The sequence below is a fragment of the Tindallia texcoconensis genome (assembly GCF_055383815.1).
This window is the reverse complement of sequence record NZ_AP042431.1, coordinates 1,641,292-1,654,858: the sequence shown is the minus strand read 5'-3', so window position 1 is coordinate 1,654,858 and position 13,567 is coordinate 1,641,292. Positions and strand designations below refer to the sequence as shown.

Here is a 13,567-nt window from a genome sequence, read left to right as displayed (position 1 = left end):
ATGGACCCTGGACAACACAAAAGGGACGGTGAGACCGTCCCTTTTTCAATTGCTTTTAGGCATATTTTTTGATGATTTCCATAACCATACGAGCCCCATTGGCCAGGTCTTCGATTTTAATATATTCATCTACGGTATGGACTTTATTCATTCCAACGCTTAAATTCACAGCTTTCAGACCATTAGCATTAAAATGATTGGTATCGCTTCCGCCTCCTGAAGGCATGATGACTGGCTCCAGCCCCATGGATGTAAATACTTCTTTCAAACTGGTAATCATAGGATCGGTTTCTTCTAATTTAAAAGCGGTATACAATCGCTGAATATCCATTTCTACTTGGCCACCAAAATCCTCGGCGGCTTTTTCCATAGCTTCTACCATGCTTTGGGTTTGGGCTTCTAACTTGTGGTCTTTCAGACTCCTAGCTTCTCCATGAATGGTGACGGTATCTGGAACAATGTTTGTGGCTCCGCCTCCGCTGATATTCCCAATATTGGCGGTGGTTTCTTCGTCTACACGGAGTAACTTCATATGATCAATGGCTCGGGCGGCAATTTGAATGGCACTAATGCCTGCTTCTGGTTCTGCACCGGCATGGGCGGCTTTCCCTTTAAAGGTAGCGGCAATTCGATCCTGAGCTGGTCCTTGGTTTATAATGCTCCCAATAGGGCCACCGCTATCCATCACAAAAACATGTTGGGCTTTGACAAGGCTGTAATCTAGGTTGCGAGATCCATTTAGTCCGCCTTCTTCCCAAATGGTGAAAATAGCTTGAATATCCCCATGGGGGATATGGTTTTCTTTGATGACCTGGGCTGCTTCTAGGAAGGCTGCAATTCCAGCTTTATCGTCACTGCCTAGAATGGTTTCACCAGCACTTTTCATGATGCCGTCTTCTACGATGGCCTGAATTCCTTGGCCTGGCTGAACCGTATCCATATGGGCACTAAATCCAATGGGGGTGCCCTTGGTGCTTCCCTTGAGGGTTGCCACCAAGTTCCCTACTTGACCATCCAATTTTTTTCCAGCATCGTCTTCTTTGACCTCAAATCCTAGGGCTTCCAACTTTTCTCGAATTACCTGGGCAACGGCGCCTTCTTGCTGAGATGGGCTGTCGATTTCTACCAATTCTTTTAACAGGTTCGTAAGTCTTTCGTTGTTGATCATCTTCCCTTCACCCTTTCCTCGTGTCTCTTCACGGATCCATCTACTCCTTGGGCTTCATAAGCCTTTGGAAAATTCCTACTTATTGTCCATGTTCATTGTATCATTAGAAAAGGTTTTTTTCCACAAGTGTGTCAAATTGGCAAATTCCTGAATATTCAGAGTCTCTCCCCGGCGGATAGGGTCAATGTCCAGGCTTTTTAGAACCTGAATAATCCTAGCCTTGTCTTCTTTTGGCCGAAGGACAGAAAGGGCATTGGATAAGGTTTTTCGTCTTTGTCCAAAGGCTGCCTTGACTAAGGTAAAGAATAGTCTATAGTCTTGGATCTCTGCCGGAGGGCTTTGGTGTTTCTTCAACCGCACCACGGCTGAATCTACCTTGGGTTTGGGAATAAAGACGTTCGCCGACACATCAAAGGCTTTTTCAACCTGACAATATACCTGAACAGCCACGGAAAGCGCCCCATATTCTTTGGTGCCTGGTGAAGCCGCCATCCGAAGGGCTACTTCTTTTTGCACCATAAAAACCATGGTATCCATGGGGAGTCCATCCTCCAATAGTTTCATAATGATGGGGGTGGTGACGTAATAGGGCAGATTCCCCAGTATTTTCACTGGTTTTTTTGGGGAATGTTCCTGAATCCAATCCATTAAGGGGGCTTTAAGGATATCTTGATGCCACAAGGTGAAATTAGGGTATCCTCCCAGCGTATCCTTCAAAAAAGGAATGAGGGCTTTGTCGATTTCCACGGCCAGCACCGGACCAGCGGCTTGTAAGAGTTTTTCCGTAACGATGCCAGCACCAGGACCTATTTCGATGACCGCATCTTCCTGGGAAATACCAGCCGCCTCCACCAGCTTGTCTAGGATATTATCGTCTATCAAGAAATTCTGCCCCAGACTTTTGGTAAAGTGAAAGTTTCCGCCTTCTCTTAGTTTTCGAATTTTATCCATTGATGTCATGGTTGTCTCCCACTTTCTGCTTTCTACTTTCCACTTTCTACTTTCTACTTTTCTCTCTTATTCCAATATATATACTTTAACGGGTTGTCTTCCAAAACGCAAGGCTTCGGATCGACTCTCATAATAAAGGTCTATTCTGTTTCCTTTAATGGCACCGCCTGTGTCTTCTGCATGGGAGATTCCATAGTCGCTACCACCGTTACCAGACTTTACATACAACTTGGTTCCCAAGGGTACTACCTGGGGATCTACGGCCACCACGCCAGGCCGAACTCGGGTTCCACTTCTGGTGATGCCATACTGGGGATGACCTGGGTTTTTCCCTGTGCTTTGGTATCCAGCATCGTAGGCCGTTGCTTCCATGGTAATCACTTCTTTATATCGAATTAATTCGCCGTCCTTGGTGACCAGTAGTTTTTCTTTGCCTTTTTCTATGATTTCATCTACGGGGCTCTGCAAGACATGGCGACTTTCTACCTGGCTACCCATGGATTCTCCATCATGATAGATCTTCATCGTGTGTACTACTTGCCGTCCCACTACTCCTTCCTGGACTTGTCTGGTTTCTCCAGGCTCCAAAGCGTCGCTGTAGCGAGTAATGCTTTGGTAGGCAATGGCTTCCACTTGATTGTCTGGCACTTTTTCGACTCGAGTCACATGAATTTCCATCTTGGCCTTGGTCCTGCTCATCGGTGCCGGGTGTATCTTATCGTATTCCTTCAGTTCAATTTCCATTTGGTCCAATACTCCCTGAACATGGGGCTTCGCCGTGTAGATCCGATGGGTTTCACCATCTACTTCCAGAGAAACGGGTATCACTTCTTCCACGGTAATCACCATTCCAGATTCAATGACTTGTTCCAAATCCGGTTTCACTTGAGCTTTTTCCTGGAAATGAATATTGGCTGCTTCCAATGCTTTTTTTACGGTTCTTTGGCTGGTTTCTACCACCAGCTTCTCTTCTCCGACTTCAATGGTTATTTCTCTTGTATCTGGATGCATAAAAGCCGTGGTCACCATCATTGCAATAAAAAGTGGCACTAGCATCCATTTTAATCCTTTCATAATTTCCTCCTCTTTCTCTTTGAGACCCGTTGGATCTCAGTCTATCTTGTTTTTTTCTTTTTTCCAAATAAAAAAGACGCTTTCTTTAAAGCGTCCTTCATTCTAGTATAGCCCTCAGATTATGTCAAGTAAATCGACGTAAACCATCCGATTCTCCCCTCTATGGCCTTGTTTTTCCAAGGCTTACCTCTTATATGACAATTATATTTCAAAAGACGCCATTCCAAGAAATCCCTTTCTTTCCACGGCTAGGTTTCAATCCTTCATGGATACGTCTGTAAAAGCTTTAATCAAAAGCTTTTTATGGTCTGGATGACTCAAATCAACCAACTGATTGGTGGGTTTTAATTTTACAATGGGTCGATAAATATGAACTCTCGGAATAAAGATAATTTCTCCAGATCTACCATCGCTTAATTCAACGCTTTGGCCAAGAAAACAGTTGCCGATTCGATTGAGAAAAATGTAAAGAATCCGAGTATCTAACAGGTGCATATACTCGCTTTCTAGTATCTTGACAGCTTCAAAGGGTGTTTTTCGTTGGCCTTTGGAATCTGGCAGTGTAAGGGTGTTGTATACATCTGAAATGGCAATAATTCTGGCATTCATGGGAATCTTTTCCTGTTTCAGCCCTAGTGGATACCCACTGCCGTCGCTTCGTTCATGATGCATCAGTATGGTTTGTAGCATATTATGATTGATAAAATCATAATGCCTGGCCAATTCGTAGCCATTCACCACGTGTTTTTGGTATTCCAGTGCTTCTTCAGGTGTCAGTTCCATCTGCTTTAGGATTAACTGGGGCGAAAGCTGTTCTTTGCCTAAGTCATGTAATAGGGCACTGAGGGTTAAATCTTTCATCTGCTGGGCATTTAAGCCTAACCAGTTGCCAATGGCATTGCTAATAATGGTTACCTGATAATAATGGGCATATAGATCTCGATGATCTTTTTTAATGGTTTCTACCAGTTGAAATACGTTGACGATGCCTTCAAAACTTTTGAGTATATCGATGACTTGTTTTTCCAAACTTTCCTTTGTAACGGATTCACCTTTTACCATGCGCTGAAATTCTGTTTTGATGGATTCTCGATGTTCTTGGTATCGTTCCCGAAATTCTTTGGTTTCTATTTGCCGTCTTTTCTGGAGTCGCGCCTCTTCCCGTGCCGTGAAATCTGGCGGGGTCTGTGGAACCACAGGACTCTTTTTTTCAGCTTTAGGTTTTTTTGTTTGTGCAGGATATTTTTTGGGATGCAGTCTAATCCTAATGCGTTCTACTTTGTGCAGCGATAAAAACTGCTTTAACTTCACTGTATTATCCACCACAAAACCAGCAGCAATTAATACATGGCCATTGCTATTCAAAACATCTTCTGCTATGACCATGCCTGGTTTTAACTCCTCTAAGCTTTGTAACGTCCGATAGTTTTCTGCCGGTTCCTTAATGGGGTTGGTCATGCTAAACCACCTGCCTTATCTTGATGTCTCTATTATAACGTATTATCGGCGATTTAACAGGTTGCTTTTAGGGTTTTCTACCCTAATAGACATAATTGAGACTATCGCCCCGTTTATGATGAAAAAATGTGGAGGCTCCTTACATCACCTGTCCGTATATTTCTTGGCTTTTTTTCAAATGGCCTGCCACATCTCCGCTAAAACTATTGATCAAGATAATCTGATCTTCTTCCTTCTGTTGAAATTTCACGGTGAACTTCCAATAGCCGATACATAGATGGTCTTTTTCTTTCAGTTCTAATTCCGGCATCCAAAAACTCTTATAGAATCTGGTCACATGTTTGAAGGCTTGATCTTCTGCGATTTTAAAACATTGCTTACGGCTGAGTTGTTGGGGAACCACCTTCCCGCTTTCCAATAGTTCTTTTTCTGGATTTTCCTTGGTTCGAATCATCGTACCATCTATGGTATTCACCCAGTATACATGTTGGATTACTTTGGGTTTAAGGCCAAAGGCTCGTTTTATGCTCATGTCAATCTGCAGAATATAATATGGAATATTCACTTGTTCCGTATGTTCAATGGCGTAGACGCCTCTTTTCTTTTTTTCCCCATAGGCAGCTAACAGTTTTTCCGCTTCTTGTTGATCAATGATCGTGAGGATTCGTTCCATGGCCTTACCACTCCTTTTAATAGGTAGAGACAGCCTCCATACTGAAGGTGTCTTCCCGAAAATCTTTTAAATATGGTATATCTGCCCTGGCCTGATGTATCTGGTCTAAATGAATTTCGGCCATCAAGGTAACTTCTTGATCCCTTGGAGCCTCTGCTTGTACAATGCCCTTGGGCCCTACTATTTTGCTCTTGCCACAGGCGCCTTGGTGGATGGTATTTACGCCCATGGTAAAGAGACCGTTGTATAGGGCTGCGGCTGGTAGGTCGATGTCCCAACGGGGCTCCCCGGTTAAACTCCATACGGAAGGGGCTAGGATGAGTTCTGCCCCTTTTAAGGCTTGAATTCTGGGTGGCTCTGGAAATTCAATGTCGTAGCAGATCATAATCCCTATTTTTCCTAGGGGCGTTTCATAAACAGGAAATTTATTGCCTGCCCTAAACTTGGAGTATTCTTCTCCCCATAGGTATACCTTTCGCATATTTCCCTGTAGTTCTCCCTGATGGTTAATGAGCATTGCTGAATTATATAAAATGCCTGGCATTTGGGTTTTTTCAGCATAGGGGGCTATCAGATGTATTTTTTTGTCTTTAGCCAATTTGGAAAGTTGTTGAAACATGGTTCCTTCTGGATATTCTGCCGTAGCCACAAATTCTTCCTGACTAAGGTGATATCCCTGATAAAAGAGTTCTGGCAAGCAAATTAATTGGGCACCGTCTTCTGCTGCTTTTTCCACCAGATCCATGGCTTTATCCAAATTATGACTCTTATCTTTCATGACAGATTTCATTTGTACGGCGGCTATGATATAGTTTCTTTTCAACCTAACCACTCCTTATTTCTCCTTATATTTTTTTCCTTTATTCGTTTCTGTTTAAGATAATCTGATGGAAGGTGGCCGGAGAAAAAACAAAAGGACTGATATTTTCTCCGGCTCCGTGTCCAAAATTCCTTTGATTTTCAGTTTAATGTTCCGGCTTTGGATTCTTTTTGTGCAAGGCTCGAACGCTATCCTGAATTTCTTGGGGTGGTGCTGGTGTCATCAAACTAACACCCCACGTCACTACATAGGTGGCTAGAGCTGCTGGGAATGCCTGAAACAAATTGGTCGCATCTTCCAGTCCGAAAAAAGACCAGAGCATCAGCAAAATAAACCCTGTGGATAAGCCAGCAATAGCCCCTTCTCTGGTGGCTCGTGGCCAGTAAAGGCCCAAGAGGACCGGACCGCCAAAGAGGCCTAAGGTATTCCAACCAAACCAAGAGATAATCAAAACAGATCCGCCTCTTAAACTCAACAGGATCCCTAGGACACCTAGGATTAAAGTGGCAATTCTTCCATATTGAAGGGCTTTCCGCTTGTCTAGATTGGGATTGAAAATTTTAATATAGAAATCATTAACGATGGTCGAACTTCCCATAATAAGCATAGAATCTGCCGTGGACATAATCGCTGCTAAAATACTTCCAATAAATAGTCCCGCAAAAATGGGATGGGTCATGGTAGAGAAAAACTGAATCAATACGGTTTCTGTGTTCCCTGCCATGGGTAATGTAGACGGATCTGGAAAGATGGTACGCATATAAAGGGCCGCCAAAAAGGTTCCTCCAAATAAAATTGATTGGATAAAAACCGCTAGCAATCCCGATAAATTTAAGGTTTTTACACTTTTGGCAGACATATATCGTACCATTAGGGAAGGTTGGCCTATCCAGCTAAAGATTCCATCCCCAAGAAATAAAGAAACTCCATAAATGACAGCCGGCATGGTGGCAAAAGGTGATATAATGAAATCAGGGTCTTGCTTGGCTATTTCAGCGGCGCCTTTTGATAATTCTCCTATCCCCCCAGATAAGGAAATCGCAAAAGCAGCGGCCATGGATGTTCCAAGCACCATCAAAATGCCTTGGATAAAGTCCGTCCAGCTGATGGCCAGCAAGCCTCCTAACATGGTCCAGGCCACAAACATGACTGCAGCCAATAAGACCGTCACGGTATAATCCCAGCCCAAGACGGCTTCAAAGGTAATGCCGAAGGCTACCAATTGGCCATTCACATAGGCTATGGCTGCGGCTAGGATGATTAAGGCAGAAATAATACGCAAAATTCTACTTTTATCATAATAGCGTTCTTCTAAAACGTCTGGAATGGTAATGGCTCCCACGTTTTCAGAATATTCCCTAACCAACTTACTCACAAGGCGAAAGCTGAGAAAAATTCCTATGGTGGCACTTGGCACCATGGTCCATACCCCTTCGAAACCATTGGTATACACATATCCAGCAAGTCCTAATCCAAGCCACCCACTCATTCCAGTGGCACTAAAGGTAAAGGCCAGCACATAGGATCCTATGCCTCTTCCGGCCAGCACATAATCTTCCAAGCCTTTCATTTTTTTAGAGGCTACATAGCCAACGCCTACTAATACTAATAAATAGAGCACCAGAAACATCTGTATCATTGGTAGTGCTTGATCCATTCTTATCCCCTCCTGAGTAGTTTCTTATGTTTCAATCCTTATTCCTTTTTCTTTTGGTCTCGGTAGTAAACAATGGCTGCAATGTAGGTGCCTATGGCCGGTATTAGGATAAACAGCCATGTACTCATTGGTACTTTATCCATCTGGGTGCCTCCTTTCCATGCTTATTTTCCTTTATGAATGAACCTCCACCTCTTGCCTACTTTTATGGGGCTTTTTTAATTCCTGTACATCTTTCATAATATGTGGCGGAGGATTGGAAGTCTTTAAACTGACCAACCAGGTAGCTATGAGTGCCATGCCACAGGCTGGCAAAGCCTGAAATAGATGAACTTTCTCTGTTAAATCCCAAAGATTCCAGATTACCAAAAGGATAAATCCGCTGGTAATCCCTGCAATAGCTCCTTGTTTCGTTGCTTTATCCCAGTAAAGCCCAATCACAAGGGGCATTCCTACAATCCCTAAGGCGGTCCAACCAAACCAAGAACTCCATAACACGGAGCCTCGATTTAGAGAAATCAGAATGGCCACCAATCCTAAAATAAGAATCAGCATCCGACTAACCAAGACCAGATGTTTTTGGGTTGCTGCTGGTCTGTAATAGCTATATACATCGTTGACCAACACAGAGGTTGCCATAATCAGCAAGGAATCTGCCGTAGACATAATGGAGGCCATAATTGCTCCTATAAAGACACCCACGAAGACTGGATGTGAAGTCGTAAAGAAAAACTGAATCAACACAGTTTCCGTATCCTGGCTATAAGGAAGCAGGGAAGGGTCTGGAAACTGGGTTCGCATGTACACCGCAGCCAGAAAAATACCTGTAAATAAAATGAGTTGGATGGTGATGGTTAAGAGGGCTGCCTTTCCGAAAATCTTTGTATTTTGCGCCGCCATGTATCGACTCATCAAGGTAGACTGGCCTATCCAGTTAAAGATCCCATCGCCTATAAACATACTAGCCCCCATCATCACCACAGAGATACTGGCAAAGGGGGTGATGACAAAATCCGGGTAACTCTGACTAACCAGGGCTGCCTTGTTGGATAATTGGCCCAAACCACCGGCATAGACGATGACCAAAGCACCCGTCACCAGACTGCCAAGAATCATGAGAATGCCCTGAATAAAATCCGTCCAACAAACCGCATAGAAACCACCCATGACAGAGTAGGTAATCATAATAATGGCTGCTGCCACAATTGATAGGTGAAAATCCCAACCAAACACCAAGTTCATAATTTTTCCCGTTGCCAGCAATTGACCACTAATATACGCAATGGAAGCAACGCAAATGATCAAAGATACCGCCAGATTCAACGTGTTTCCTGTATCGTAAAACCGTTTACGCAGCAGTTCCGTCACCGTTAGGGCACCGGTACGCTGGGAGTAACGTCGCACTTTTTTTGCCATAAAGACAAAGCAAAGAAGAATCCCAATGGTGGCACTCGGCACCAGTATCCATAAACTTTTAAAACCTGTTTCATAGGTATATCCAGCAAAACCAAGGGCCAGCCAACCGCTCATACCTGTGGAGCTGAAAGTGAGGGCTAATGGCAGTGCTTTTAACCTCCGCCCCGCTAAGACAAACTCTTCTAAGTTGGTCATATGTCCATAGGCAAAAATACCCGTCAGCAGCAGGGATATAAAATAGACAAAGAGGAATCCAGTAACCATATAATTAAATTCCATTTTTTTCTCCTCCTATGGCTTAATGCTTGCAAGGGCCATGCCAGAATATTACAAAAACACTAGGTTATTGCTTGGCTAAAGCAGCCCTGTCCTTTCAAGGATTAAAAATAATTTTTTTCTCCCCCTCCGGCTTATGTATTAGGGGGGCCGCTGTGGTTTTTTCCCAGTTCTATGCAATCCTTTTCATAGTCCCAGGAAGACCAGGGCTTGTAAAGGCCCCTGGTGCTATTTCTTTAGCCATGAAAAAAGGCTATGAATTTATTTTCATAGCCGCTGCATTATATTTCATAGTCGTTTAACTTATACATCAGGGAACGATGACTGATGCCCAAGAGACGCGCTGCCTCTGTTCGATTCTGATGAGACGCTTTTAATGCTCGCTGGATCATTTCTCGCTCAATCTGACCTTTGGCTTTTTCCAAGGTCCTTTTCAAGTTTAATGCTTCTTGTGGAATTTGGATCTCAATCCCATGGTTTTCCAAAGGCAGCTTATCTTGGATATGTCTGGTTTCAATCCACTCTCCTTCACAAAGTGTTAGGGCACTTTCTACCACATGTTCTAATTCCCTGACATTCCCAGGCCATGCATAGTTCAACAGTGCCGTCAGTGTTTCTTTGGCTATGCCTTTTACCTGTCGCTGGTAACGTTGGTTAAACTTATCGATAAAACAATCGACCAGCAAAGGGATATCTTCTTTACGCTGTTGCAATGTGGGGAGTTGGATACTTACCACATTCAATCGATAGTACAAATCTTCTCGGAAGTTTCCTTTCTCCACTTCTTCTTTAAGGGCTTTGTTGGTGGCCGCCAAAATCCGTACATCGATGGTTTCGCCTTTTACGGCTCCCACTTTTCTTATTTCTTTATCTTGTAGCACTCGCAAAAGTTTCACCTGAAGATTTGGGCTCATTTCACTGATTTCATCCAATAAAATGGTGCCTCCCTCCGCCTGTTGAAACAAACCTACTTTGTCTGTAAGGGCACCGGTAAATGCTCCTTTGACATAGCCAAAAAATTCGGATTCCAGTAAGTTTTCTGGAATGGCTCCACAATTTACTGGTACAAAGTGATTTTTATGCCTGGGACTTTTAAAATGCAAGGCTTTGGCGATCATCTCTTTGCCCGTCCCACTGTCGCCACTAATCAAAACAGAAGCATCGTAGCCTGCTACTTTCTCTACAATTTCAAAGATTTCTCTCATGGCTTTGCTTTTCCCAATCACATTTTCTGAAAATTGATATCGGGCTTCCAGTTCCTGGCGATAGACTCTATTTTCTCTTTCCATGGCTTGATATTTCATCAGGCGATGGACGGTACGTATCAGATCGTCGTTTCGAAAGGGTTTCGTGATGTATTCTTCCGCTCCCATTTTAATGGCTTCCACAGCAGATTCTACGCTCCCATAGGAGGTAATCATAATAAAAGCCGTTTCTAACTGGTGTGTTTCTTTTCGTTCCAAAAGAGATAGTCCATCTTTCCCCGGCAATTTAATATCCGTAATGACTAGATCGTAGGGATTGGCCAGAATTCTTTTCTCCCCCTCCAATCCATCGCCTATGGCTTCTACCAGGTATCCCTCTTCTTCCAATAAAAAGGCTAATACCTCTCTTAAATTCTCTTCATCTTCGATGATCAGCAGTCGTTGCATATCCTTCCTCCTAAGCCTATGACTTTTTCCCTATGTTTCATGGATAGGAATTCTTACGATAAACTCTGTCCCGACTTCTGGTTCTGTGATAACTTTAATGCTGCCACCATGGGCTTCTATGATTTGCTGGCAAATATAAAGGCCAAGGCCAGATCCTTTTCCTACGGGCTTTGTGGTATAAAACGGGTCGAAAATTCGTTCTATATCTTTGGAATCAATGCCTCCACCTGTATCTTTGATGCTGATTTGAACCTTATTCTGTTTTTTCATGCTGCGGACAAAAATACTTCCTTCCTCTTCCAACACCTGAAACGCATTCAAAAATATATTGGAAAAAACCATTTCCAGTTTTCCAGCATCTCCATAGATCATGGGTAAATTGGGATCGTAGTCTTGGTAGAGAATCACATGAGGATTTTTTCGATTATCTGGAATTTTATGGATAGAAGCCTTGACGATTTCATTAACAGCTATTTTTTGGCGATAGAGTGGCTGATGACTTGAAAAAGCAAGAAACTCTTTAATAATTTTATCGATGCGACTTATATCTCGTTTTATTTTTTCAATATATCCCTGTTTCTGCTGATCCGAAAGGCTAGGGCGTTCCAAAATCTGACACATACTAGAAATAGATGCCAGTGGGTTTCCAATTTCATGGGCAATTCCAGAGGTAACTCGTCCCATAGCAGCCAATTTTTCGGATATCAACAATTTTTTTCGAATGTCATCGGCTTCCTCAGAAGCCACCTGTAGTTCCTGGTTCACCTGAATAAATTGCTGAAGAATGATCTCTGAGAATTTCAATAAAAGCTTAATAATAATCCCGCCGCCTATGAAAATAGTGAAAAAAAACATCATTCGGTACACGCTTTCATCAGGCAAAAGTCGAGAGGTCTGGGCTAAAATCACCACCGTCCCTTGGGAATGAGGGCTTGTGTCCTGACTAAGGCTGGCATATCCCATGATCATCTGCCGGCCATACTGACCGTAAGCATCCTGTTCTTTGTATCCAGATTCATTGCTCTTGGTTTTTTCTAATGCTATTGGAAAAATCTGTTCTTCCAGTGTCTCTCTATCCATAGGGAGAGATTCTTCTTTTTCGTTGGCATAAAGTACTTTTCCATGATGATCCAGAATGTACAAGGTTTCTCGATAATGACGTCCAATCATTTTTTCAAAATAGTCCTGGCCTATGGTCTGTAGCCCTTGATCTTCTGCTTTTAGATCTGCTGCTAGGTTAAGGGCGATTCTGTGGGCTAAGGCTTGTGCCTCTTGGCCTAAGCCTTCTTTAATCATGGAATTATAATTAATGTTCTGATAAATCAAGAGGAGGATGATTAGTACTGGCAGCACTAGGATTCCCATTACAAGGGAGAATATCTTATTTCGCAGCCTTTTTAAAATTTCTTGTTCTGTCATAGGCGCCTCCTCCGGATTCTGGTTGCTTCTTAATTTAACGATACACGATTGACAGATGCTGGTCAATGAAAAGGGCGTTGTAGAAACCGAGATTTCACTCTCGTTTCTTCAACGCCCTGGATCTTTTATGGATAGACTATGGATTTCTAGCCGAAAGGAATCTTACTATATCCAAAATTCACCCTCTGGAGCATTCCCTCATCCCTAGGGTATCTTGAAAAAGTTTTTTGCATTGTTCATGGTTTGATGGGCTACTTCTTCCACGGAAATGTTTTTTTCCTTGGCAATGGCTTGAGCTACCAAGGGAACTAAGGAAGGTTCGTTTCGCTTGCCCCGATGAGGCTCTGGTGCCAAGTAGGGACAGTCGGTTTCAATGAAAAGCCATTCCAAGGGCACCTGGGCCGCCACTTCTCTGGCTTTTCGTGCGTTTTTAAAGGTAATAGGCCCTGCTAAAGAAATATAGATGCCTCTTTTCACATATTCCAAGGCCATTTCTCCACTCCCAGAAAAACAATGCATCACGCAGCCGGTTTCTGCTATATCCTCCTGATCCAAGATTTCAAATACTTGGCCGTGGGCTTCTCGATCATGAATAATCACTGGCATTTTTCGTTTTTTTGCCAGTTTAAGCTGTTCTTTAAACCAATAAAGCTGTTTCTCTCGTGGTGAAAAATCATAGTGAAAATCCAAGCCAATTTCACCAATGGCCATGACTTTAGGATGATGGGTCATGGCTTCCAATTCTTCTAAATCTTCTTGTTTCATGTGTTGGGCATCATGAGGATGAACCCCTACGGCGGCATAGACTTCCGGATAGTCTTCCGCCAGTTTCATGGCATTTCGAGAACTGTCCATCTCGGCTCCTGGATTGAGGATCAAGGAGACCTGCTTCTCTCGAGCCCGTTGAATCATGGCTTCCCGATCTAAATCAAATTTTTTATCGCCCAAATGGGCATGGCTATCAAAATACATATCTAACTCCTTTTCAGGGTTCTCCCCTTAC

11 protein-coding genes are annotated in these 13,567 nt (G+C 43.2%); all 11 read right to left on the bottom strand.

Going from position 1 to position 13,567, the window contains the following annotated elements; translation table 11 throughout:
* Positions 1-55: 55 nt before the first annotated feature.
* On the bottom strand, positions 56-1,168 hold the full coding sequence (locus tag ACZ47N_RS07545) for a M20/M25/M40 family metallo-hydrolase (protein WP_464885951.1): 1,113 nt from the start codon (positions 1,166-1,168) through the stop codon (positions 56-58).
* 75 nt (positions 1,169-1,243) lie between these two features.
* Positions 1,244-2,128, bottom strand: coding sequence for a 16S rRNA (adenine(1518)-N(6)/adenine(1519)-N(6))-dimethyltransferase RsmA (gene rsmA, locus ACZ47N_RS07540; protein ID WP_464885950.1), 885 nt, complete (start codon positions 2,126-2,128; stop codon positions 1,244-1,246).
* Between the two features lie 57 nt (positions 2,129-2,185).
* Positions 2,186-3,193 (bottom strand): 3D domain-containing protein, encoded by a 1,008-nt coding sequence (locus tag ACZ47N_RS07535; RefSeq protein ID WP_464885949.1) that lies wholly within the window; start codon positions 3,191-3,193, stop codon positions 2,186-2,188.
* 255 nt (positions 3,194-3,448) lie between these two features.
* Positions 3,449-4,651, bottom strand: coding sequence for an HD-GYP domain-containing protein (locus ACZ47N_RS07530; RefSeq protein WP_464885948.1), 1,203 nt, complete (start codon positions 4,649-4,651; stop codon positions 3,449-3,451).
* Between the two features lie 139 nt (positions 4,652-4,790).
* Positions 4,791-5,324 carry a hypothetical protein gene (locus tag ACZ47N_RS07525; protein ID WP_464885947.1) on the bottom strand — a complete coding sequence of 178 codons (534 nt, stop codon included), beginning with the start codon at positions 5,322-5,324 and terminating at the stop codon, positions 4,791-4,793.
* 16 nt (positions 5,325-5,340) lie between these two features.
* On the bottom strand, positions 5,341-6,147 hold the full coding sequence (locus ACZ47N_RS07520) for a nitrilase-related carbon-nitrogen hydrolase (RefSeq protein WP_464885946.1): 807 nt from the start codon (positions 6,145-6,147) through the stop codon (positions 5,341-5,343).
* 142 nt (positions 6,148-6,289) lie between these two features.
* Positions 6,290-7,801, bottom strand: coding sequence for a sodium/proline symporter (locus ACZ47N_RS07515; RefSeq protein ID WP_464885945.1), 1,512 nt, complete (start codon positions 7,799-7,801; stop codon positions 6,290-6,292).
* Between the two features lie 174 nt (positions 7,802-7,975).
* Positions 7,976-9,496 (bottom strand): sodium/proline symporter, encoded by a 1,521-nt coding sequence (locus tag ACZ47N_RS07510; RefSeq protein ID WP_464885944.1) that lies wholly within the window; start codon positions 9,494-9,496, stop codon positions 7,976-7,978.
* A 278-nt stretch (positions 9,497-9,774) separates the two neighbouring features.
* Positions 9,775-11,145, bottom strand: a complete 1,371-nt coding sequence (locus tag ACZ47N_RS07505; RefSeq protein WP_464885943.1) for a sigma-54-dependent transcriptional regulator — start codon at positions 11,143-11,145, stop codon at positions 9,775-9,777.
* Between the two features lie 30 nt (positions 11,146-11,175).
* Positions 11,176-12,564 carry a sensor histidine kinase gene (locus ACZ47N_RS07500; protein ID WP_464885942.1) on the bottom strand — a complete coding sequence of 463 codons (1,389 nt, stop codon included), beginning with the start codon at positions 12,562-12,564 and terminating at the stop codon, positions 11,176-11,178.
* Between the two features lie 204 nt (positions 12,565-12,768).
* Positions 12,769-13,536, bottom strand: a complete 768-nt coding sequence (locus ACZ47N_RS07495) for a TatD family hydrolase (protein ID WP_464885941.1) — start codon at positions 13,534-13,536, stop codon at positions 12,769-12,771.
* Between the last annotated feature and the right edge of the window lie 31 nt (positions 13,537-13,567).

Bases quoted from the DNA above. Each gene is read 5' to 3' on its own strand.
- ACZ47N_RS07505 (WP_464885943.1), bottom strand. From the start codon at position 11,145: ATGCAACGACTGCTGATCATCGAAGATGAAGAGAATTTAAGAGAGGTA.
- ACZ47N_RS07500 (WP_464885942.1), bottom strand. From the start codon at position 12,564: ATGACAGAACAAGAAATTTTAAAAAGGCTGCGAAATAAGATATTCTCC.
- ACZ47N_RS07535 (WP_464885949.1), bottom strand. From the start codon at position 3,193: ATGAAAGGATTAAAATGGATGCTAGTGCCACTTTTTATTGCAATGATG.
- ACZ47N_RS07525 (WP_464885947.1), bottom strand. From the start codon at position 5,324: ATGGAACGAATCCTCACGATCATTGATCAACAAGAAGCGGAAAAACTG.
- ACZ47N_RS07515 (WP_464885945.1), bottom strand. From the start codon at position 7,801: ATGGATCAAGCACTACCAATGATACAGATGTTTCTGGTGCTCTATTTA.
- ACZ47N_RS07495 (WP_464885941.1), bottom strand. From the start codon at position 13,536: ATGTATTTTGATAGCCATGCCCATTTGGGCGATAAAAAATTTGATTTA.
- ACZ47N_RS07530 (WP_464885948.1), bottom strand. From the start codon at position 4,651: ATGACCAACCCCATTAAGGAACCGGCAGAAAACTATCGGACGTTACAA.
- ACZ47N_RS07510 (WP_464885944.1), bottom strand. From the start codon at position 9,496: ATGGAATTTAATTATATGGTTACTGGATTCCTCTTTGTCTATTTTATA.
- rsmA (WP_464885950.1), bottom strand. From the start codon at position 2,128: ATGACATCAATGGATAAAATTCGAAAACTAAGAGAAGGCGGAAACTTT.
- ACZ47N_RS07545 (WP_464885951.1), bottom strand. From the start codon at position 1,168: ATGATCAACAACGAAAGACTTACGAACCTGTTAAAAGAATTGGTAGAA.